This is a genomic window from Streptomyces sp. WMMC940 (genome assembly GCF_027460265.1).
Classification (GTDB): Bacteria; Actinomycetota; Actinomycetes; order Streptomycetales; family Streptomycetaceae; genus Streptomyces.
In genome coordinates, this window is sequence record NZ_JAPZBC010000001.1 from 5,654,485 (window position 1) to 5,676,183 (window position 21,699).

The 21,699-nt window shown below is 74.0% G+C and carries 15 protein-coding genes and 1 pseudogene; 6 read left to right on the forward strand and 10 right to left on the reverse strand.

The window, feature by feature from the left end; all coding sequences use genetic code 11:
• Nucleotides 1-21: 21 nt before the first annotated feature.
• The 3 genes from sucB to O7595_RS24950 form a co-directional block, all read right to left on the reverse strand.
• Nucleotides 22-1,815, reverse strand: coding sequence for a 2-oxoglutarate dehydrogenase, E2 component, dihydrolipoamide succinyltransferase (gene sucB, locus O7595_RS24940; RefSeq protein ID WP_269730845.1), 1,794 nt, complete (start codon nt 1,813-1,815; stop codon nt 22-24).
• 96 nt (nt 1,816-1,911) lie between these two features.
• On the reverse strand, nt 1,912-3,300 hold the full coding sequence (lpdA, locus tag O7595_RS24945) for a dihydrolipoyl dehydrogenase (RefSeq protein ID WP_269730846.1): 1,389 nt from the start codon (nt 3,298-3,300) through the stop codon (nt 1,912-1,914).
• Nucleotides 3,301-3,631: 331 nt separating this feature from the next.
• Nucleotides 3,632-5,140, reverse strand: a complete 1,509-nt coding sequence (locus O7595_RS24950; protein WP_269730847.1) for a leucyl aminopeptidase — start codon at nt 5,138-5,140, stop codon at nt 3,632-3,634.
• A gap of 301 nt (nt 5,141-5,441) precedes the next feature.
• Between O7595_RS24950 and O7595_RS24955 the strand changes: the two genes are divergently transcribed.
• The 4 genes from O7595_RS24955 to O7595_RS24970 all read left to right on the forward strand — a co-directional run bounded on the left by O7595_RS24955 (nt 5,442) and on the right by O7595_RS24970 (nt 11,573).
• Nucleotides 5,442-7,592: a hypothetical protein gene (locus O7595_RS24955; protein WP_269730848.1), complete on the forward strand. Its 2,151-nt coding sequence runs from the start codon at nt 5,442-5,444 to the stop codon at nt 7,590-7,592.
• Nucleotides 7,593-7,775: 183 nt separating this feature from the next.
• Entirely contained in the window at nt 7,776-9,341 is a 1,566-nt protein-coding gene (gene pelF, locus O7595_RS24960) for a GT4 family glycosyltransferase PelF (protein WP_269730849.1), read from the forward strand.
• Entirely contained in the window at nt 9,338-10,756 is a 1,419-nt protein-coding gene (locus O7595_RS24965; RefSeq protein WP_269730850.1) for a hypothetical protein, read from the forward strand. The genes pelF and O7595_RS24965 overlap by 4 nt, the downstream gene beginning before the upstream one ends.
• Before the next feature lie 13 nt (nt 10,757-10,769).
• Complete coding sequence (locus tag O7595_RS24970) at nt 10,770-11,573, forward strand: endo alpha-1,4 polygalactosaminidase (protein WP_269730851.1); 804 nt, start codon at nt 10,770-10,772, stop codon at nt 11,571-11,573.
• Nucleotides 11,574-11,701: 128 nt separating this feature from the next.
• Here O7595_RS24970 and O7595_RS24975 read toward each other — a convergent pair whose 3' ends face one another.
• On the reverse strand, nt 11,702-12,499 hold the full coding sequence (locus O7595_RS24975) for an adenosylcobinamide-GDP ribazoletransferase (protein ID WP_269730852.1): 798 nt from the start codon (nt 12,497-12,499) through the stop codon (nt 11,702-11,704).
• 68 nt (nt 12,500-12,567) lie between these two features.
• Between O7595_RS24975 and O7595_RS33705 the strand changes: the two genes are divergently transcribed.
• Nucleotides 12,568-13,356 (forward strand): hypothetical protein, encoded by a 789-nt coding sequence (locus O7595_RS33705; RefSeq protein ID WP_332328295.1) that lies wholly within the window; start codon nt 12,568-12,570, stop codon nt 13,354-13,356.
• On the opposite strand, the pseudogene O7595_RS24980 reads toward O7595_RS33705, so the two are convergent.
• The 3 genes and pseudogenes from O7595_RS24980 to O7595_RS24990 form a co-directional block, all read right to left on the reverse strand.
• Nucleotides 13,278-13,994 (reverse strand): annotated as a pseudogene (locus O7595_RS24980) (hypothetical protein); the annotation flags it as partial. The gene O7595_RS33705 and the pseudogene O7595_RS24980 sit on opposite strands and share 79 nt — an antisense overlap.
• 461 nt (nt 13,995-14,455) lie before the next feature.
• Nucleotides 14,456-15,577: a nicotinate-nucleotide--dimethylbenzimidazole phosphoribosyltransferase gene (gene cobT / locus O7595_RS24985; RefSeq protein WP_269732617.1), complete on the reverse strand. Its 1,122-nt coding sequence runs from the start codon at nt 15,575-15,577 to the stop codon at nt 14,456-14,458.
• A 420-nt stretch (nt 15,578-15,997) separates the two neighbouring features.
• Complete coding sequence (locus O7595_RS24990; RefSeq protein WP_269730854.1) at nt 15,998-17,197, reverse strand: bifunctional adenosylcobinamide kinase/adenosylcobinamide-phosphate guanylyltransferase; 1,200 nt, start codon at nt 17,195-17,197, stop codon at nt 15,998-16,000.
• 116 nt (nt 17,198-17,313) lie between these two features.
• Between O7595_RS24990 and O7595_RS24995 the strand changes: the two genes are divergently transcribed.
• Entirely contained in the window at nt 17,314-17,520 is a 207-nt protein-coding gene (locus O7595_RS24995) for a hypothetical protein (protein ID WP_269730855.1), read from the forward strand.
• Between the two features lie 426 nt (nt 17,521-17,946).
• Here O7595_RS24995 and O7595_RS25000 read toward each other — a convergent pair whose 3' ends face one another.
• The 3 genes from O7595_RS25000 to O7595_RS25010 form a co-directional block, all read right to left on the reverse strand.
• Nucleotides 17,947-19,818: an ABC transporter ATP-binding protein gene (locus O7595_RS25000; RefSeq protein WP_269730856.1), complete on the reverse strand. Its 1,872-nt coding sequence runs from the start codon at nt 19,816-19,818 to the stop codon at nt 17,947-17,949.
• A 252-nt stretch (nt 19,819-20,070) separates the two neighbouring features.
• The gene (locus O7595_RS25005; RefSeq protein WP_269730857.1) at nt 20,071-20,781 is read right to left on the reverse strand and encodes a class I SAM-dependent methyltransferase; all 711 of its coding nucleotides are present in this window, start codon (nt 20,779-20,781) and stop codon (nt 20,071-20,073) included.
• 140 nt (nt 20,782-20,921) lie between these two features.
• Nucleotides 20,922-21,518, reverse strand: a complete 597-nt coding sequence (locus O7595_RS25010; protein WP_269730858.1) for a DUF3043 domain-containing protein — start codon at nt 21,516-21,518, stop codon at nt 20,922-20,924.
• Between the last annotated feature and the right edge of the window lie 181 nt (nt 21,519-21,699).

Consider the following 21,699-nt stretch of genomic DNA (forward strand, 5'->3'; position numbering starts at 1 on the left):
GGCTGGTTACAGCCGGGGCGCTCAGATGCCGAGCTCGACCTCGAACTCACCGGCCTCGAGGATCGCCTTGACCGTGGTCAGGTAGCGGGCGGCGTCGGCGCCGTCCACCAGACGGTGGTCGTAGGAGAGCGTCAGGTACGTCATGTCGCGGACGCCGATGACGGTGCCCTCGGGCGTCTCGATGACGGCCGGACGCTTCACCGTGGCGCCGATGCCCAGGATGGCGACCTGGTTCGGCGGCACGATGATCGTGTCGAACAGCGCACCGCGCGAACCGGTGTTGCTGATCGTGAAGGTCGCACCGGCCAGCTCGTCCGGCGTGATCTTGTTGCCGCGGACCTTGCCCGCCAGGTCGGCGGTGGCCTTGGCGATGCCGGCCAGGTTGAGGTCGCCCGCACCCTTGATGACCGGGGTCATCAGGCCCTTCTCGGAGTCCACGGCGATGCCGATGTTCTCCGAGTCGAAGTAGGTGATGGTGCCCTCGTCCTCGTTGATCCGGGCGTTGACGACCGGGTGGGCCTTCAGCGCCTGGGCCGCGGCCTTCACGAAGAACGGCATCGGGGAGAGCTTGACGCCCTCGCGCGCCGCGAACCCGTCCTTGGCCTGGGCGCGCAGCTTCATCAGCCGCGTGACGTCGACCTCGACGACCGACGACAGCTGGGCCTGGCCGTGGAGCGCCTTCATCATGTTGTCGCCGATGACCTTGCGCATGCGGGTCATCTTGACGGTCTGGCCGCGCAGCGGGGACGGCTCGGTCGAGACACCGGCCGGGGCCTTCCCGGCCGCCGGAGCGGCGGCGGCCGGAGCCGGCGCCGCGGCCTTCGCGGCCTCGGCGGCGGCGACGACGTCCTGCTTGCGGATGCGGCCGCCGACACCGGTGCCCTTGACCGAGGAGAGGTCCACACCGCTCTCGGCCGCGAGCTTGCGGACCAGCGGGGTGACGTAGGCGCCCTCGTCCGCGGCCGTCGCGGCGGGAGCCCGTGCCGGGGCGGGGGCGGCGGGCGCGGGCTGCGCCGGGGCCGCGGGAGCCGGGGCGGCGGGCTGTGCCGGGGCGGCGGGCTGCGCGGGAGCCGCGGCGGCCGGCTGAGCCGGAGCCTCGGGAGCCTCGGGAGCCGCCGGAGCCTCGGGAGCCGGGGCGGCAGCGGCGGGCTGCGCCGGAGCCTCGGGGGCGGCCGGAGCGGCACCCGGGGCGCCGATGACGGCGAGCTTCGCGCCGACCTCGGCGGTCTCGTCCTCGCCGACCACGATCTCCAGCAGCACGCCGGAGGCCGGTGCGGGGATCTCGGTGTCGACCTTGTCGGTGGAGACCTCGAGCAGGGGCTCGTCCTCCGCGACCTCCTCGCCGACCTCCTTCAGCCAGCGGGTGACGGTGCCCTCGGTGACCGACTCGCCCAGCGCGGGCAGGACGACGTCGGTGCCCTCGGCGCCGCCGCCACCGGCAGCGGCCTCGGCGGTCGGGGCCGGAGCGGGCGCGGCCTGCTCCGCGGCCGGGGCGGCCTGGGCGGGCTGCTCGGGCTCGGGGGCGGGGGCCTGGGCCTGCTCGGCGGCGGGCTCCGGGGCGGCGGCAGCCGCACCCGAGCCGTCGTCGATGACGGCCAGCTCGGCGCCGACCTCGACGGTCTCGTCCTCGGCGACCTTGATGGACGACAGGACGCCGGAGGCCGGTGCGGGGATCTCGGTGTCGACCTTGTCGGTCGACACCTCGAGCAGCGGCTCGTCGGCCTCGACGCGCTCGCCCTCGGCCTTCAGCCAGCGGGTGACGGTGCCCTCGGTGACGCTCTCGCCGAGCGCCGGGAGGGTTACGGAAACCGGCATGGTTTCGGTTGCTCCTTACGGTGGGGTCTCCCCGGCTCGCGCGAAGCGCGGGGCCGGGGGAAGTGCGGTAGTGGTCGTCGCGCCCGTGGACTCGGCTCAGTCGTGGGAGTGGAGGGGCTTGCCGGCGAGGGCCAGGTGGGCCTCGCCGAGTGCCTCGTTCTGCGTCGGGTGCGCGTGGACGAGCTGCGCGACCTCGGCCGGCAGGGCCTCCCAGTTGTAGATCAGCTGGGCCTCGCCGACCTGCTCGCCCATACGGTCACCGACCATGTGGACGCCGACCACGGCACCGTCCTTGACCTGGACGAGCTTGATCTCGCCGGCGGTCTTCAGGATCTTGCTCTTGCCGTTGCCCGCCAGGTTGTACTTCAGAGCGACGACCTTGTCCGCGCCGTAGACCTCCTTGGCCTTGGCCTCGGACAGGCCCACGGAGGCGACCTCGGGGTGGCAGTACGTCACCTTCGGCACGCCGTCGTAGTCGATCGGGACGGTCTTCAGACCGGCCAGGCGCTCCGCCACCAGGATGCCCTCGGCGAAACCGACGTGCGCGAGCTGAAGGGTCGGGACGAGGTCGCCGACGGCCGAGACGGTCGGCACGTTCGTGCGCATGTACTCGTCGACCAGGACGTAGCCGCGGTCCATCGCGACGCCCTGCTCCTCGTAGCCCAGGCCCTGGGAGACCGGGCCGCGGCCGACGGCGACCAGCAGCACCTCGGCCTCGAAGGTCTTGCCGTCGGCGAGGGTGACCCGCACGCCGTCCTCGGTGTACTCGGCCTTCTCGAAGAAGGTGCCGAGGTTGAACTTGATGCCGCGCTTGCGGAAGGCGCGCTCGAGGAGCTTCGAGCTGTTCTCGTCCTCGACCGGGACGAGGTGCTTCAGGGCCTCGATGATCGTGACGTCGGTGCCGAAGGACTTCCAGGCCGAGGCGAACTCGACACCGATGACGCCGCCGCCCAGGACGATGGCGGACTTCGGCACGCGGTCCAGGACCAGCGCGTGGTCGGAGGAGATGATCCGGTTGCCGTCGATGGTCAGGCCGGGCAGCGACTTCGGCACCGAACCGGTGGCGAGGAGGACGTGGCGGCCCTCGACCCTGCGGCCGTTGACGTCGACGGACGTCGGGGAGGACAGCCGGCCCTCACCCTCGATGTAGGTGACCTTGCGGGAGGCGATCAGACCCTGCAGGCCCTTGTACAGCCCGGAGATCACCTCGTCCTTGTACTTGTGCACGGCCGGGACGTCGATGCCCTCGAAGGTGGCCTTGACGCCGAACTGCTCGCTCTCGCGGGCCTGGTCGGCGATCTCGCCGGCGTGCAGCAGGGCCTTGGTGGGAATGCATCCGCGGTGCAGGCAGGTGCCGCCGACCTTGTCCTTCTCGATCAGGGCGACGTCCAGGCCCAGCTGAGCTCCGCGCAGGGCCGCGGCGTAACCACCGCTGCCACCGCCGAGGATCACTAGGTCGAAAACGGTGCTGGCGTCGTTCGCCACGTCACGTCCTCCATGCATGTGCGCCGGGCGCCGGTGTCTCCCAGGGCGGGGGACTACCGGGCGGCGGCTGGTGTTCGGCCGCTTGTCTTCGGCCCTGTGGTGGGGGCCCTGTCCTGCCGAGAACCCATCTTCGCACTTGTCGACGGAAGGCGGGACGCGGGGCCGGGATACGGGACGGCGGTTCGGCCGTCCCTCTCGGTTACCTGTACGTACGAACCTACGGATTTCGTCGAGGGCGAACGGAAGACCGGCTCCCGATATTCCTGCGGACCCGGGGCGCCGGCCCGGGGCGGCGGGTTCCGGGCGTCCCCCGGAACCCGCCGCGCGGGCGTCAGCCCAGGTCGCCGTCGGCCGTGCGCTCGGCCAGCCTGACCAGGGTGCGGACCGCGGAGCCGGTGCCCCCCTTGGGGGTGTAGCCGAACGGCGCGCCCTCGTGGAAGGCCGGGCCCGCGATGTCCAGGTGAGCCCAGGTGACGCCCTCGCCGACGAACTCCTGCAGGAACAGGCCGGCGACCAGGCCGCCGCCCATCCGCTCGCCCATGTTCGCGATGTCGGCGGTCGGGGAGTCCATGCCCTTGCGCAGGTCCGAGGGGAGCGGCATCGGCCAGGAGTCCTCGCCCGCGTCCTCCGCGATCTCGTGGACCGAGGTGCGGAACGCCTCGTCGTTGGACATGATCCCGAAGCGCCGGTGGCCCAGCGCCAGGACCATCGCGCCGGTCAGCGTCGCCACGTCCACGATCGCGTCCGGGCTCTCCTCCGAGGCCTTGGTGATCGCGTCGGCCAGCACCAGACGGCCCTCCGCGTCGGTGTTGAGCACCTCGACCGTCTTGCCGCTGTACATGCGCAGGACGTCACCGGGCCGGGTGGCGTTGCCCGACGGCATGTTCTCGGCCAGCGCCAGCCAGCCGGTGAGGTTCACGCGCAGCCCGAGCCGGGCCGCCGCGACGACGGCGGCGAACACGGCGGCGGCGCCGCTCATGTCGCACTTCATCGTCTCGTTGTGGCCGGCCGGCTTCAGCGAGATGCCGCCGGAGTCGTAGGTGATGCCCTTGCCGACGAACGCGAGGGACTTCTCCGCGTCCGGGTGCGTGTACGCCAGCTTCACCAGGCGCGGGCCGTGGGTCGCGCCCTGGCCGACGCCGAGGATGCCGCCGAAGCCGCCCTTGACGAGCGCCTTCTCGTCCCAGACCTGCACCTTGAGGCCGTGCTCCTTGCCGGCGGCGATGGCGACCGCGGCGAACGACTCGGGGTAGAGGTCGTTCGGCGGCGTGTTGATCAGGTCGCGGGCACGGTTCATCTCCCCGGCCACGGCGACGGCACGCTCCGCGGCGGCCTTGAAGGCCTTGTCGCGCGGCTTGGTGCCCAGCAGGGCCACCTCGGCCAGCGGCTTCTTGGCGCTCTTCTCGTCCTGGTAGGCGGTGAAGGCGTACGCGCCGAGCAGGGCGCCCTCCGCGATCGCCTGGGCGTCCTCGGCGGCCTCGACCGGCAGCGCGAACGCGGCCTTCTTCGAGCCGGTCAGCGCGCGGGCGGCGGATCCGGCGGCGCGACGCAGCGACTCGGCCGGATACGCGTCGTCCTTCTCCGGTGCGGTGCCGAGCCCGACCGCGAGCACGACCGGGGCCTTCAGGCCCGACGGCGCGGGCAGCTTGGTCACCTCGCCCTCGGCACCGGAGGCGCCGAGGGTCTCGAGGACGGTGGCGAGCTTCCCGTCGAACGCCGCGTCCACGGCCTCGGCGCCGGCTGCGACGACCGGGCCCTTGGCGCCCTTGGCGACGCCGACGACGACCGCGTCGGCGCGCAGCGTCGCAGCGCCGGCTGTGCTGAGAGTGAGAGCAGTCACGGTGGTGAAATCTCGCTTCCGTTGAGTTTCCTGGGCCGAAGTGGTGGGTCGGCCGCCCGGCGCATCGTAAGTCGGGCGGGTAGGAGCGCCGTCACGAGCCTACGCGCGCCCGCGATGTTCGCTCGTGCCGACGGGGATTCACCCATCCGTGGTGTCTCCGCCGAGTTGCCCACGCGAGCGGGGAGTCCTGCGTCACACTCGGGCCGAATGCGCAAGGGAGCAAGTGGCTGCTTTGCATGATTTCCACATGTCCTCCCCGGTGTCTTCGCGGGGAGGATCAACAAGGGGTGGGGGAAACACCATGGCACCCGTATTCGCCACGGGGTTCGGCACGCGTGCACTGACGAGCGGATCCGGCCGGGCATCCGCGCCGGGCGCGCTTCAGGGGGGAACGGCCGGGCGGGGGCCCGGCCGAGGGGGCCGGCTCGGTGCGGCGGCGGTCGCGCTCACCACGTCGGCGCTGTTCGCGGCGGCACTGCCCGCGTCCCCGGCCGCGGCGGCCGACCCGGTCCCGCGGATCGACCTCAAGGTGCTCGTCGTCGACGACGGAGGCTCGGCGGTCGCCGCCGTCACCTCCGAGCTGCGCAGCACCGGCGTTCCGTACAGCGTGCTCGACCTCGGGGACCCGGGCCGTCCGAAGATCGACGCGGCGTTCCTGAGCGACACCGTGAGCGGCCGGCCGCGCGCCAAGTACCAGGGAGTGGTGCTGCCGAACGAGGCCCCGTTCGGGTCGGACTCCGCCGGGACCGCGGAGCAGGCCGCGCTCGTGGCGTACGAGAAGCGGTTCGGCGTCCGCCAGGTCGACGCCTACACCTGGGCCCACCCGGGAGTGGGGCTCGACTACACCAGCGAGGGCGGCTGGTCCGGCACGCTCGACGGCACGGCGGCCGCGGTGACGGCGGCGGGCCGCTCCGGTCCGTTCGGGTACCTCGACGGTGCCCTGGCCTTCGAGGACAACGCGCCGGGGATCAGCGAGAGCTACGGCTACCTGGCCCGCCCGCGCGAGGGATTCACCAGCTATGTCGACGCCCCGGTGCCGGGCGGCGAGGGCCGCGCCAGCCTCCTCGGGGAGTACGCCCGCGACGGGCGCCGCGAGCTCGTCGTCACCTTCGCGTACAACCAGCACCAGCGGCAGTTCCGGCTGCTGGCGCGCGGGATCGTCGAGTGGCTCACCCAGGGCGTCCACCTCGGCCAGAGCCGCAACTACTTCTCGGTCCACATCGACGACGTCTTCGCGTCCGACTCCCGCTGGGACACCGAGCGCAACTGCACGCCCGGAGACATCGACTGCGCCGGGGGAGCGGGCGAGCAGGCCCCGGACATCCGGATGACCGCCGCCGACGCCCAGTACGCCGCCCAGTGGCAGCGCACCAGCGGCTTCACCCTCGACATGGTCTACAACGCGGGCGCCGGCGAGGAGTGGAAGGCCGAGAACGGCGGCACGGACGCGCTCACCGCACAACTGCTCGCCGACCGGGCCCAGTACCGCTGGGTCAACCACACCTACACCCACCCGTTCCTCGGCTGCGTCCAGGACGTCTCCGTCGTCCCCTGGCAGTGCTCGAAGGACTCGGCGGGCAACACCCGCTGGATGAGCCGCGCCGAGATCTCCGCGCAGATCCGCGACAACCACGCCTGGGCGGTGGGCAAGGGCGTCTCCGTCGACCGCACGGAGCTCGTCACCGGCGAGCACTCGGGGCTGAGGACGCTTCCGCAGCAGCCGGTGGACAACCCCAACCTGGCCCCCGCGCTCGCCGACAACGGCGTCAGGTGGATCGCGAGCGACAACTCCCGCGAGCCCCAGCAGCGCCCCGTCGGCAGCGCCGTCACCGTGCCCCGCCACCCGATGAACGTGTACTACAACGTGGGCACGGCGGCCGAGATGGCCGACGAGTACAACTGGATCTACACCTCCCGGGCCGACGGCGGAAGCGGCATCTGCGAGACCAACCCGGCCTCCACCTGCCTGGACGAGCCGCTGGACGTGGCCACCGGCTACGGCACGTACATCGTGCCGCAGGAGGCCAGGATCGCCCTCGGCCACATCGTGGCCAATGACCCGCGCCCGCACTACGTCCACCAGTCCAACCTGGCCGAGGGCCGGATCCTCTACCCCGTCCTCGACCGGATCCTGGACGACTACCGGGCGCTGTTCGCCGACAACACCCCCCTCGTCAACCCGCGCCACCGCGACGCCGGCACGGAACTGGGCCGCCGCGCCGCCTGGCAGTCGGCCCTCGACGCCGGACAGGTCACCGCGTACCGGATCGGCACCACCGTCACCGTCCAGGCCCCACACGGCGTCGTCGTCCCGGTCACCGCACCCGAGGGCACCCGCAAGCAACTCCTGCTCGGCACGAGCGCCTTCGGCACCGCCTACGCGGGTCAGCGCTCGGCCTGGACCCAGCCGGAGCTGCTGCAGTCCGCCGTCACACTGCGACTGCCCTCCTGACCGGGCCGGCCCGGTAGTTCGGCGCGCGCCCCGGCCGCACGGCCGGGGTGCGTCGCCCCCGCGCCCCCGCGCCCCCGCGCCCGCTCAACTCGCGTCGTGCCCGGGGCACCTCCGTGCGCCGGCCCTCGCAGCCTCAGCACCCTCAGTACCCCAACACCGTCATGTCCAGGGAGACACAGCACGATGAGCCAGGGACGCCATGTCACCATGCTCACCGAAGGCACCTATCCTCATGTCCACGGCGGCGTCAGCACCTGGTGCGACCAACTGGTCCGGGGCATGCCCGAGGTCGACTTCACCGTCGTCTCCCTCACCGGCAGCGGCCGTGAGCCCGTGACCTGGGAGCTGCCGCCCAACGTCCGTGCCCACACCGCCGTGCCCTTGTGGGGGCCGCGGCCCGGCCGTGGCCGCTCCCCGCGCCGCGGCGCCGACCGCAGCCGCTTCCTCGACACCCTCGAGCGCTTCCTGCTGTCCCTGCTCGATCCGGAGGCATCCGCCGACTTCGGCCCCGCGCTCGACGCGCTGGCCGACGAGGCGCGCGGGGGCCGGCTCTCCGCCGCACTCCGCACCGAGGCCGCCGTCCGCACCCTGATGCGCCTGTGGACCCGGCAGTCCCTGCCCACCGCCGCCGCCGGACCCACCGTCCACGACGCCCTGACCGCGGTCGACCTGCTCGAACACGCCCTGCGCCCGCTGGCGGTGCGCATCCCCGGGGACAGCGTCGCCCACGCCGTCAGCAGCGGGCTCGCCACCCTGCCCGCGCTCGTCGCACAGCGCCTGGACGGGGTGCCGTTCCTCCTCACCGAACACGGCATCTACCTGCGCGAGCGCTACCTCGGATACCGCACCGAGGCACCGCGCTGGCCGGTCAAGGCGCTGATGCTCGGCTTCTACCGCGAGCTCAACACCCTCGGCTACGAACGCGCCGATCTGATCACCCCGTGCAACCGCTACAACCGGCGCTGGGAGGAGCGCGGCGGCGCGTTCCCCGGAAAGATCCGCACGGTCTACAACGGGGTCGACCCGTACGCCTTCCCGCACGCCGGGGCCGAACCGGCCGTGCCCACCCTGAGCTGGGCCGGCCGGATCGACCCGATCAAGGACCTCGAGACGCTGATCCGTGCCTTCGCCCTGGCCCGCGAGGAGGTCCCCGACCTGCGGCTGCGGCTGTTCGGCGCGGCCCCGGCCGGGTGCGAGTGGTACGCAACCGGGCTGGAGAAGCTCACCGCCGAACTGGGCGTCGCCGACGGGGTGTTCTGGGAGGGCCGGGTGGGCGACGTGGCGCGCGCGTACGCCGCGGGGCACGTCGTGGTGCTCTCCAGCATCAGCGAGGGCTTCCCCTTCTCGATCATCGAGGCGATGTCCTGCGGGCGCACGACGGTGTCCACCGACGTGGGCGGGGTGCGCGAGGCCGTCGGTGACACCGGCCTGGTGGTCCCGCCGCGCGAGCCCGAGGCGCTGGCCGCCGCCGCCCTGGAACTGCTCCGGGACGACGCGCGCCGCGCCGAACTGGGCCGCCGCGCCCGGCAGCGGGTCGTCGACCTCTTCACCCTGCGGCGTTCGGTGGACGCCTTCCGGCAGATCTACCGGGAGCTCGACGGTACGCCGGGGGCGGTGTACCGGCCGTCGGCCGCCGAGACGGTCGCCGACTGGACCCTGGAGCTGAGGGACCCCTGGTACCAGGAGCACACGGCCTGGGGACACCACTGGTCCGAACCCTCGGAGTCCGTCGGAGGTGGCGTCCGATGAGCGGCTCGCCGTGGCCGAAGGACCCGGGGACGGCCGTGCGGGAGGCCCTGCCGCCGGCGCCGGAGATGGGCCCGTACGGCCGGGCCGGGGCCGACCCGGTCGACGAACTGGCCGGGCGGCTGGCCGGCTTCGTGGCGGCCGCCGTCCACCCCGACGAGGTGGCGGCGCTGCTGGAGTCCGACGGGCTGACGGACGAGCAGATACGCCGGCGGTACGGACACGACGACTCCTTCGCCCTGGCGGAGGACCTGTACGCGCGCGTCGCGCGGCGCTTCCCGCGGTCCGAGGAACCGCCGCCGGCCCCCGGGAACCCGACGCTCCTGGCCTGTCTGCTGCGGGGCCTGCTGTTCACCCTCCCGGGGCTGGGCCACGTGCTGGCCGCGCCGCTCCTCGTGGGAGGTCGCCCCGCCCACGTCCCGCTGCTGGCGGCGGCGCTGGCCGGCTGGGCCTGGAACCAGGCCCTGGCCCACCGCGCGTACGCCTGGCTGGGACTGGGGGACCGCCCCGCGGCGGCCCGGGCGCTGCTGCGGGGCGCGCCCGTGGGCGTGGTGCTCGGCGCGGCCGCCGCCGCGGCCGTGGCACCCGTCGCACCCGTTCACGTCCCGGCGCTCCTGTTCGCCGCGGGGCAGTCGCTCTACCTCGCCGCGGCGACGGTGCTGCTGGTCCTCGGCCGGGAGCGTGTCCTGCTGCCGGCCCTGCTGCCGCTCGTGGGCGGGGCGCTGTTCGCGGCAGTGCATCCGGCGCCCACCTGGACGCACCTCGTGCTCCCCCTGGCTTCGGTCGCCGCGGCCGTGGGCCTCGCGGCGGTCGCGGTCGCGGGCGTGCCGCGACCGGCGGGCTCCCTCGGCCGTGGCCGGAACCGCTGCCGGCGCACGGGGCCGGGAGGGCTGGGCGGTTCGGTGCCGTACGGCCTCTTCGGGCTCGGTTCGGGGGTGCTGGTGCTCCATGTCGCCCTGGAGTCACCGCCGTTCGCGGTGGCCCTCACCCTCGGCATGGGACCCGCGGAGTGGCTGCTGTACCGGTTCCGTGCCGACAGCCTCGCCGGACTGCGGGCCTGCACCTCCCCGCGCGCCTTCCGGATGGCGGTCGCGGCGGCGCTGGTGCGTGCCCTCGCCGGGTACGCGGGCTCCCTGCTGACGCTCGTGGCCGCCGCGCTGCTGCTGTGGCCCGGCGGGGGAGCCGGTCCGGACGCGTCCACCGCGGCCGGTGTGCTGCTGCTCGGAGCGGTGCTGTGGACCGGGCTGCTGCTCCAGGCGTTCGGCGCCGTGCTGAGCCCCGCACTGGTGTGCTGTGCGGCCGCGCTCGTCCCGGTGCTCCTGCCCGGTTCGGAGCCGCTTCTCGTCCCGGCCGCCGCGTCGGCGGTGCTCGTCATGCTGGTCTGTGCTCAGCTGGGCCGGATCACCGCACATCGCTGAGGGAGCCCCGGACATGAGCCTTCCCGCCCGGACGAGAAGCCTGCTGCTGCCCCTCGTCGCCCTGCTGCTGCTGGCCGGCTGCACCTCCGTCCCGGACGACCCCGCGCCGCCGCGCACCACCCGCTGGCTGCCGGGGCCCGGCACGCCGTGGCAGTGGCAGCTCAGCGGCCGGCTGGACCCGGACGTGGACGTCCCGGTCTACGACATCGACGGCTTCGAGCACCCGAGGTCCACGGTCGCCGACCTCCAGCGGCGCGGCCGGAAGGTGATCTGCTACCTGTCCACCGGCGCCTGGGAGGAGTTCCGTCCCGACGCCGCGCGGTTCCCCCGGGTACTGCTCGGCAAGGGGAACGGCTGGCCGGGGGAGCGCTGGCTCGACATCCGCCGCACGGACGTGCTGGAGCCGCTGATGGCCGAGCGCTTCGACATGTGCCGGGACAAGGGCTTCGACGCGGTCGAGCCCGACAACATGGACGGCTACGCCAACGACACCGGCTTCCCCCTCACCGCCGGCGACCAGCTCCGCTACAACCGGCTGATCGCCCGGATGGCCCATGAGCGAGGGTTGTCGGTCGGGCTGAAGAACGACCTGGACCAGATCCCCGCCCTCGTCGGCGACTTCGACTTCGCCGTCAACGAACAGTGCGCGCAGTACGCGGAGTGCGCGGCGCTGACTCCGTTCGTCGAGGCGGGCAAGGCAGTGTTCCACGTCGAGTACGAGGTGCCGGCCGGTCGCTTCTGCCCCCAGTCGCGGCGGCTCGGACTGAGTTCGATGCTGAAGCGCTACGAACTGGACGCCTGGCGCCGGCCCTGCTGACCCGGCTCCACCGGGGACCTGCCGCCCGTGCGGGTGGGCAGATCACGGGACCGGGCGATCGCCGGGGTCCCGCGCGGGCTCCCGCCGTGCGCCCGTGCCTGCCGTGCGCTCGTGCCCGGCGCGGCCGGCTACCAGGGCGACCCGACGACGAGCGCGAGCAGCGCCGCGGTGGCCGCCGTCTCCGCGATCCCCCCGAACACATCGCCCGTGACCCCGCCGAAGCGCCGTAGGCAGTGCCGCAGCAGCAGTTCGGCGGCGGCGGTCCCGGCGAGTACGGACAGCGCGAGCCGCAGCGGCCCGTACCCGCCCGGCAGCGTTCCCCAGGCGGCGCAGACGGCCGCGACCGCGAGAGCGACCCCCAGCGCCTGCCGCGCCGGGACGGTGGCGGCGACCATCGCGCCCAGCCCCTCCGGGCGGGCGGCCGGGATTCCGGTGCGGGAGGCGAGCGTCAGCGCCAGCCGGGCGACGACCCCGGCGGCGGCCGCCGCCGTCGCCCCGTGCACCCAGCCGCGCCCGTAGAGCTCGTACAGCGCCGCGACCTGGGCCAGCAGCACGAACAGCAGGGTGATCACGCCGAACGGCCCGATGTCCGACCGCTTCATGATCCGCAGCGCGTCCTCGGCGGGCTTGCCGCTGCCCAGGCCGTCGGCGGTGTCGGCGAGTCCGTCCAGGTGCAGACCGCGGGTGAGGGCGGCCGGCACGGCGGCTGAGGCGACCGCGGCGAGCAGCGGACCCGCGCCGAGCAGCAGGAGCAGCCCGCCGGCTGCCGCCGCGCAGAGGCCGACGACGAGTCCGGCGAGCGGGGCCCAGCGCATTCCCGCGCGTGCCGCGTCGCGGTCCCAGCGGGTCACGCGCACCGGCAGCACCGTGAGGGTGCCGAAGGCGAACCGCAGGCCCACGGGTCCGTCCGAGTTGAGGGAGCTCACCGCGCGCAGGGTAGCCGGTGCGCCGCGACGGTAAATTGCGCATGACGGACAAAACGGGAGCGGGTGGCATGGGTCACTGGTTTTACCGCAACATCGTGGAGCCCGGGAAGCTCCCGCTGCTCCTCGCGCTGGCCTCGTTCGTCCTGACCTTCCTGATCACCCGGACCGTCACCCGGATGATCCGGGCGGGCAAGGGGCCCTTCGGGAACGTCAAGGCGGGCGGACTCCACATCCACCACGTGGTGCCGGGCGTCGTGCTCACCGTGGTCGGCGGCTTCGGCTCGGTCGCCAGCAGCCAGCACACCGGCGCCGGCACCGTGGTGTTCGCCGTGGTCTTCGGCGTGGGCGCCGGGCTCGTCCTGGACGAGTTCGCGCTGATCCTCCACCTGGACGACGTCTACTGGACCGAGGACGGCCGCAAGAGCGTCGAAGTCGTCGTCCTCACCGCGTCCGTGCTGCTGCTCACCCTCGGCGGCTTCGCGCCGCTCGGCGTCAACGACCTCACCGCGGACGAACGCGACGACCGGCGGGCCTTCCTGCTCACCCTCGCCGTCAACTTCATGTTCGTCCTGATCACCCTCTTCAAGGGCAAGCTGCGCATGGCGGTCATCGGCACCCTGGTGCCGTTCGTCGCGATCATCGGGGCGCTGCGGCTGGCCAGACCCACCTCGCTCTGGGCCAGGCGCCTCTACCGGCACCGTCCGCGCTCCCGGGCCAGGGCGATGCTGCGCGCCTTCCGCCAGGACAGGCGCTGGAGCGGGCCGCGCCGCAAGCTCCAGGACCTGATCGGCGGCGCCCCGGACCGGCTGCCGGTGACCGGAGCCACCGGATCCGGCCGGGACCGCGAACCGCGCTGAAAGCACGCCGTCACGGCGATCGCCACGAACACCCCGGCGATCGCCGCGAGGTGCTCCTTGCCGGCCAGATTGGGTTTCACCACCACTTCCACCACCATGGCGACGACCACCAGCCCCATCGTCAGCCGGGCCGCGTAGCGGGCGCACACGTACACGGCGAGGCCGACCACCGCGGCCGACGGCCCGGTGTCCACGACGTGGGCGTCCGAGGCGGGCAGCCCGAGCGGGTGGTCCGGCCCGAGCGCGACCCCGGCCCGGGCGTACAGGGTCCCGGCGAGCGTCGCCCCGTAGGCGACCGCCAGTGTGCGCGGCCGGCCCAGGCAGATCTCGGCGATGCCGAACACCAGGAGGATCTGTGCCAGCGCGCCCCACACCGGCAGGTCGAGCGCCGGGACGAACAGGGAGAGCGGAGTGCGCAGCAGAGCGAGCCAGAGCGGGTCCTCGGCGCGTACCGAGCCGATGCTCTGCACCGGCTCGTAGCCCCAGGACCGGTTCTGCACGAGCTGGCAGAGGGCGGTGAGGCAGACCGCGGTGAGCGTGAGGGGGATCGCGCGCCACGTCCTCGCCACGAGGGCGCTGCGCACGGTCCGGTACAGCGGCCCCCACTCACGGCGCGCGAAAGCGCGCGCCCGGTTCACCGGCCGTCCGCGGAGGGAGCGCGGCGGGCCGCCGCGGGCGGGCGGCGGACGGTTCCGGTCCGCAGGGGACCGGCGGCCTCGTGGGCGAGCATGGAACGTGGCTCCCGGACTGGTCGGTACTCGGCATGGGCGCGGTACGACGACTCGTTCCACCACCGGCGGGCGGATCCCGGGACCGGACGGCGAGCACCACCCCCGGCGCCGTCGAGCGTCGCGCCGTGTGCCAAGACCCGCCGGAACGGCCGGAAGTTGACTCTGGCCGGAGTGATCCCGATCTCTCGCGGGTGGCCGGGGAGCGGGCGCGTCGGTGGCGGGTGCGTCGGTGGCCCGTGGCGGGTGTCCGGCGACTGGCAGGGTGGCGGGCGCGTGGGTGGCGGGACCGGCCGGTCGGTGCCCTGTGGGCGGCCGGGTGGGCCCGGTCGGTGGCTCGTCGTACTCGCGCGTCCCGGTGAGCCTCCCCGTCAGCGGGCCTCGCCGTCGCCGGCGGCCACGCTCTCGCTCCCCGCCTCGGCCGGGGTCGAGTCCCCGACGTCGCTCCCGCCGCCGGCCGGGCGCTCGGGCAGCTCCGCGGCCAGCGCGGCGGCCGCCTGGACGAGGGGAAGGGCGAGCAGGGCGCCGGTGCCCTCCCCGACCGTGACCCCGTGCTCCAGGAGCGGTTCCAGGGCCATCCGGTCGAGCGCCTTCGCCTGGGCCGGCTCCCCGCTGACCTGCCCCGCGAGCCACCAGTCCGGCGCCCGGAAAGCCGCCCGCTGGGCGACGAGGGCGCACGCGGCCGACACGACCCCGTCCAGGATCACCGGCATCCGGCGGACCGCCGCCTGCAGCAGGAATCCGGTCGTCGCGGCCAGATCCGCGCCGCCCACGGCCGTCAGCAGGGCCAACTGGTCGCCCAGCACGGGCCGGGCCCGGCGCAGTGAGTCGCGGATCGCCGCACACTTGCGCATCCACGCCAGGTCGTCGATGCCCGCGCCGCCGCGGCCGGTGACGACGGAGGCGTCCGTACCGCACAGCGCGGCCACCAGGGCGGAGGCGGGCGTCGTACCGCCGACGCTGAGATCGCCCAGGACGACCAGGTCGGTGCCGGAGTCGGCCTCCTCGTCGGCGATCGCCACGCCGAGGCGTACGGCCCGCTCGGCCTCCTCGGGGGTGAGCGCGTCCTCGACGTCGATCCGGCCGCTGCCACGCCGCACCCGGTGCCGGACGACGTCCTCCGGCAGCAGGTCGGGGTCGCAGTCCAGACCGGCGTCCACGACCCGCACCGGCACGTCCATCCGCCGGGCCAGCACCGCGACCGGGCTCGATCCGTCCAGCACCGAACGCACCAGTTCGTGCGCCGAGCCCGCCGCACGGCCCGACACACCCAGCTCCGCCACCCCGTGGTCCCCGGCGAACAGCACCACCCGGGGCCGCTCGACGGCCCGAACCGGCACGGCACCCTGCGCCGCCGACAGCCACTCACCCAGCTCGTCCAGCCGCCCGAGGGCGCCCGGCGGCACGGCCAGCCGCTCCCGGCGTTCCTCGGCATCGCGCCGCACACCGCTGTCGGGGCGCTCGATCAGATCGGAGAAGTCGTCGAGATTCAGCGAGCTCATTCGCCGAACAGTACCGGCCCGCGCCCGGTGTTCCGCCGTCGGGCCGCGTCGGGATCCCCGCGGCGGGAGCAGCGCCGAGGCGCGTCCCCGCGCCCGCGATCCGGGGCGCGGGAGGGGCCGCTGCGCCGGTCGCGCCCGGTTCACCGGTGGTGTGCCCCGCCTCGGCGGGGCACCCGGGCGGGGGCGTACGGGAAGCGCGGAACCGGCCTCGTCCCGCGGCCCCGACGACGGCGCGGGCCGGCCCGTGCGGGGGGCCGCCAGGGGAGCGACGCCGGGCCGGGAGCCGACGCCGGGTCCGGGAACCGTCGCCGGGCCTGGAACCAGTGTCGGGTCTGGAACCAGTGTCGGGTCTGGGACCGGCGTCGGCGGGCCGGGGTGGGGCCGCCACGGGACCGTCGAGACCTGCCGGGGTCACCGGAGCGGCAGCGCCTGCCCCGCCACCACCAGCAGCATGTGTTCGCACTCGGAGGCGAACGCGGCGTTTAGACGCCCCAGTTCGTCCCGGAAGCGGCGGCCCGACGCGGTCGCGGGGACGACGCCCGAGCCGACCTCGTTGGTGACGGCGACGACCGTGCGGCGCGTGGCGCGCAGGGCCTCGACGAGGGCGGCCGTGCGACGGCGCAGGGCCGCACGGCCGACCGTCTCCCAGCGCTCGTCGTCCCAGGCGCCGACCTGGTCCATCGCGTCCGTCAGCCAGAGCGCCAGGCAGTCGATGAGCAGCGGAGGGCCGTTCTCGGACAGCAGCGGGACGAGGTCGCAGGTCTCCACGGTCCGCCAACTCCCCGGCCGGCGTTCACGGTGGGCCGCGACCCGCTCCGCCCACTCCGTGTCGTTGCCACGTGTCCCGCCCGTCGCCACGTACACGACGTCGGGGAACGACTCCAGCCGCCGCTCCGCCTCCAGCGACTTCCCTGACCGCGCCCCGCCGGTGACGAGGGTGCGCCGGGGCACATCCGGTACGTCCTGGTACTCGCCCACGTACAGCGTCGTCCCGTCCGGCACGGTACGGGTGCCCGCCGCCGCCAGCCGACGGTCGAGCTCGGGGCCGGGCGGGACGTCGTGGTCGATGTGGACGGCGATGACATCGGTCGTCGGCCCGACCGCGCCCCGCGCCCGCAGTTTCGCCAGGCCGTCCGGCCGCCCCAGCACATCGGCGACGACCATGTCGTACGGGAGGGGATCGCCGTCCGTGACACCGGCCGGTGCCCCGCCGGGCGGCAGGTACAGCAGTCGCTCTCCGTCGGGTGAGGTGACCTCGTACCCCGTGCCCGGAGAGTCCAGCGGCACCGCCCGCACCCGGTGCCCGCTGATCAGCGTCAGCTCCTGGCCGTCCGGCACCCGCCCCGCCGACGGCAGCCCCGCGGGCAGCTCCACGGCGGGCCCGCTGTGCGGGTGCGACAGGAGCACCTGACGTACGCCCACGAGCGAATGGCCCGCGCGCGCCGCCGCAAGCGCGGCACCGGGCGTCAGGTCGAGCAGCAGCGCGCTGTCCACGAGCAGGGCCGTCGCGGCGCGCGCCCGGTCGCCACGGGCGGCGGCGCAGCCCGCACAGGTGCAGTCGGGGCGGGGGAGTCCGGTGGGGGCTCCGGTGCCGAGCAGAGTCAGTTCCACGGTCACGATCTTCCCGCGTCCCCGCGGCGGGTGCGCGCCCGGCTACGCTGCGGGCAGCAAGGTGATCGGCAAGGACGATCGGCACAGCGATCACGTGGTGGGACCAGGAGGCGCACATGGCATGGACGTGGCGGTTCGAGAAGTCCGACGGGACGGAGGTCCAGCCGGCCGTCGAGCCGGAGGAGTTCAGCACGCAGGGGGACGCCGAGTCCTGGATCGGTGAGGTCTGGCGCGATCTCCTGGAGGGCGGCGCCGACCACGTCTTCCTCTACGAGGACGGCAGTCGTGTCTACGGCCCCATGAGCCTGCACGCCGAGAGCTGACCCCTCGCAGCCGCGGGTCCGCGGCGCCGCAGATGCGGCGCCGCGGACCCGCGGTTTCCTCGTTCCCGGCCGGGCTTCCGGCGGGTCTGCTTCCGGCGGGTCCGCGCTGCGGGGCTGTCTTGGGCGGGTCCGCCTTCGACGGGGCCTCGTTCCCGGCCGGGCTTCCGTCGGGCCTGTTTCGGGGGGGTCCGCGCTGCGGGGCTGTTTTCGGAGGCTCTGCTTCGATGCGTCCGCGGTCCACGGCCGGGCTTCCGGCGGCCGCTTCCCACCGGCCCGCGTTCTGCGGCCTCGTCCCTGCGCCTCCAGGACGAGGGCGCGTCCCCCTCCCCGCGCGTCCAGGACGAGGGCGCGTCCCCGTCCCCGCGCCTCCAGGACGACGGTGCCTCCGTGTCCCCGCGCCTCCACAACGACGGTGCCCCCGCCGTCTCACCGTGCCGCGGACAGGAACTGTGTGGCCGCGAGTTCCCCGTAGAGCGGGTCCTCCGCCACCAGTTCCGAGTGGGTGCCGATCGCACGGACGCGCCCCGCGTCCATCACCACGATCCGGTCGGCCAGCGTCACGGTGGAGAGCCGGTGGGCGACCACCAGGACCGTCACCTCGCGGGCTGCCTCGGCGACGACGTCCCGGAGCGCCAGTTCGTTGACCGCGTCGAGCTGCGACGTCGCCTCGTCGAGGAGCAGCAGCCGGGGCCGCCGCAGCAGGGCGCGGGCTATCGCGACCCGCTGGCGCTCGCCGCCCGAGAGCTTCGAGCCGCGGTGCCCGACCACCGTTTCCAGCCCGTCGGGCAAGCGGTCAACGAGTGCGTCCAGCCTCGCCCGGGCGAGGACGTCACGGATCTCGTCCTCCGTCGCGCCGGGCGCCGCGAAGACCAGGTTCTCCCTCAGGGTCCCGGCCAGCACCGGAGCGTCCTGCTCGACGTAGCCGATGGCTGCGCGCAGCGCGGGCAGGGACCAGTCCCGTACGTCCCTGCCGTCGACCAGTACCCGGCCGCCGGCCGGCTCGTAGAACCGCTCGACGAGGCCGAAGACCGTCGTCTTCCCCGCGCCCGAGGGGCCGACGAAGGCCGTCATCCCGGGGCCGGGCACGTCGAAGGTGACGCCGTGGTGGACGTACGGCTGGCCGTCCCGGTACCGGAAGCTCACGTCCTCGAAGCGCACGGACGCCGCCCTGCCGGGGGCGTCCGGCCCCGCCTCCGGTGGCCGCGCCCCAGCCGGCCCCGCCGTCGCCACGGGACCGGCCGGCGCGTCCGTCCTCCCCGCCCCCGCCTGGCCCACCGATTCCGGTCCTGCCGGGTGCAGCTCCTCCGTCTCCAGCCGCTCCGCCTCCGCGATCCGGGCGACGGCCGCCGACCCCACCTGGTACTGGGATGCGGCCTCGACCAGCTCCGTGACCGGCTCGATCAGATAGAAGAGGTAGAGCAGGAACGCCATCAGCGTGGACACGGATATCGCCCCCGAGGCGACCCGCGCCCCACCGATCCCCAGCACCGCCAGGAACGACACCTGCACGGCGAGCCCCACGGACGACGCCGCCACCGACTGCCACTTGGCCGTCCGCACGCCGTACCGCCACGCGCGCCTCGCCGCCGTCTCCACGACGGCGGCCTCGCGCTCCTCCGCACCCGACGCCTTGACCGTACGGAACGCGCCGAACACCCGCTCCAGCACGGTGGAGATCTCCCCGACCGCCTCCTGCGACCGCTGGGTGGCCTGCGCGATCCTCGGCATCACCAGTGCGACGGCCCCGCCGATCAGGACGATCACCCCCACGGTGACACCGAGCAGCACGGCGTCCAGGACCGCCATCAGCACGAGCGTCGCGACGCAGGAGAGGGACCCGGTGACGGCCGAGACGATCGACTGGGTGGTGACGGCCCGCAGGAGGGTGGTGTCCGAGGTGACCCGGGACATCAGGTCGCCCGGTTGGGTGCGCTCCACTTCCGGAATCCGCAGCCTCAGCAAGCGGCCGATGAGCGTGCGGCGAGCGGCGAGCACGACCGACTCGGCGGTGCGTTCCAGCACATAGGCGCCGAAAGCGTGGATCGCGGTGCCGAGGACCACCAGCGCGGTGAGCACCAGCAGAATCCCGTTGATCGACTCGCCGGCGCCGAGCCGGTCCACCAGGGCCTTCGCAGCAAGCGGCTGGAGCAGTCCGCTCACGGCCCCGAGCAGCGCGAGGAGCGCCCCGAACGCGACCGTCCAGCGGTGCGGCCGGAAATGGCGGTAGAGCGCCCGGAAGGTCTCCCGGGCGGGCAGACGGGGTGTGTCCGTCGTGGTCAGGTCCGATGCAGTGGTCACACGGAGACGGACGCACCGACGGCCCCGACGCCTGAGCGGGCGCCGACGTTCGTACGATCGGATGCCGCGGGCGCCGCCCCGTACGAGCCGGCCCGGGCGCCCGCCGGAGTCCGTCACCCGCCCTCGCTCGCGCAGTCACCCGCCCGGACCGCGGACCTGCGGCCAGCAGGGGGAGGACCTGTACGGGCGCGAACCCGCACGGGCGCGAACTCGCACGGGCGAGGACCCGCACGGGCGCGAACCCGCGCGTCGCTACTGGCCGCGCACTCCGCAGAGATGCAGTAGCGCCGCCACCGAGCGGTACGGGTCCGTCCGGCCCGCGCGGTCCTCGGCCGTCAGCAGCCGGGTCAGCTCGTCCCCGGACGGCGGCTCAGCGTCGTCCGCCGCGGTGTCCGTGAAGACCCGCACCCCGTACCAGGCGTGCAGCGGCGCCGCGATCCCCGCCAGGGTCGCCGTCAGCGACGCCAGCCGGTCGCCGCGCACCTGGAGGCCGAGACGGTTGGTGTACGTGTCCGTGTCGAAGGCGGTCAGCGCCCCGTCCCAGTCCCCGGCCAGCCCGGCCCGCATCGCCAGCGCGTCCGCGTTCCGCACGAGCAGCGACAGCAGACCCCCCGGAGCGAGCATCCGCGCCAGACCCGCCAGCATCGCGTCCCGCTCCTCGACGTACATCAGCACGCCGTGGCACAGCACCACGTCGAAGGCACCGGGCAGGAAGTGCACGCCCGTGTCCCGGCCGTCGCCCTCGATCATCCGGAAGCGCTCCCGGATGCCCTCGGGCTCGTGGGCCAGGGCCTCACGCGCGACCTGCAGCATCCCGGCGTCGGACTCCAGACCGGTGACCTTGTGCCCGGCCCGCGCCAGACGCAGGGCCTGGGTGCCCTGGCCCATCCCGACATCGAGGACGCGCAGCCGCTGCCCGACGGGGAAGCGGGCGGCCAGCTGCTCGTCGAGCTGCCGGGCCACCAGCTCCTGCCGGACCGTGTTGCGCAGCCCGCCCAGGCCCTGCAGCCAGGCGGCGGCCCCGCTCGCGAAACCGGAGACGTCGCCTCTGCCGGGGGCGTCGGCTCTGTCTGAGACGTCGGACTTCGAGGAGACGTCCGCGCTCAGGGCCGCTCTCCGCGCTTGACCTGGGGCTTGGGCAGGCGCAGTCGGCGAATCTGGAGCGTGCGCATCAGGCCGTAGGCCACCGCGCCGCGCTTCGGCTCGTCCGGGAAGCGCTCGTTCAGCTGCTTCTTCAGCCGGATCCAGATACCGATCGAGTCGACCACGATCATCACGATCACACCGAGCCACAGCAGCATCGCGATGTTCTGCAGCTGGGGGACGCGGATCATGGAGAGCACCAGGATCACCACGGCCAGCGGCAGGAAGAACTCGGCGATGCAGAACCGCGAGTCCACGAAGTCGCGGACGAAGCGACGCACCGGACCCTTGTCGCGCGGCGGCAGATAGCGCTCGTCGCCTCCGGCCAGCGCCTCGCGCTGCTTGGCCAGGTCGGCACGGCGCGCCTCGCGCTGGCGGCGCATGGCCTCCTTGCGGTCGAGGGGTGCCGACTGCGCCCGGCGACGCTGCGTCTGGGCCTCACTCCGCTTCGGGGTCGGGCGGCCCTTGGGGGCCTCGGGGTCGCGGGGCTGCTTGGAGAGGTCCGCCGTCACCTTGCCGGTGGGGGCCTTCTCTTCCTTGGAACGGCTACGGAACACAAAACACAAGGGTACGGGGTGGCGGGCGACTGCCCCAGCCCCTTGGGGAACGATCCGGCAACGGCGCGCGTCCTCACGGGCAGAAGCAGCAGGAACGTGCCCGGGGCGACACGACCGCCGCCTCCCCCGAAGTCCACCTACTCCTTGCGCGGGAGCGGGACGGCCCGCAGGTCGTCCTTGG

Coding starts and splice junctions, on each gene's coding strand:
- sucB (WP_269730845.1), bottom strand. CDS start 1,815: ATGCCGGTTTCCGTAACCCTCCCGGCGCTCGGCGAGAGCGTCACCGAG.
- O7595_RS24955 (WP_269730848.1), top strand. CDS start 5,442: ATGGCACCCGTATTCGCCACGGGGTTCGGCACGCGTGCACTGACGAGC.
- pelF (WP_269730849.1), top strand. CDS start 7,776: ATGAGCCAGGGACGCCATGTCACCATGCTCACCGAAGGCACCTATCCT.
- O7595_RS24965 (WP_269730850.1), top strand. CDS start 9,338: ATGAGCGGCTCGCCGTGGCCGAAGGACCCGGGGACGGCCGTGCGGGAG.
- O7595_RS24970 (WP_269730851.1), top strand. CDS start 10,770: ATGAGCCTTCCCGCCCGGACGAGAAGCCTGCTGCTGCCCCTCGTCGCC.
- O7595_RS33705 (WP_332328295.1), top strand. CDS start 12,568: ATGGGTCACTGGTTTTACCGCAACATCGTGGAGCCCGGGAAGCTCCCG.
- O7595_RS24995 (WP_269730855.1), top strand. CDS start 17,314: ATGGCATGGACGTGGCGGTTCGAGAAGTCCGACGGGACGGAGGTCCAG.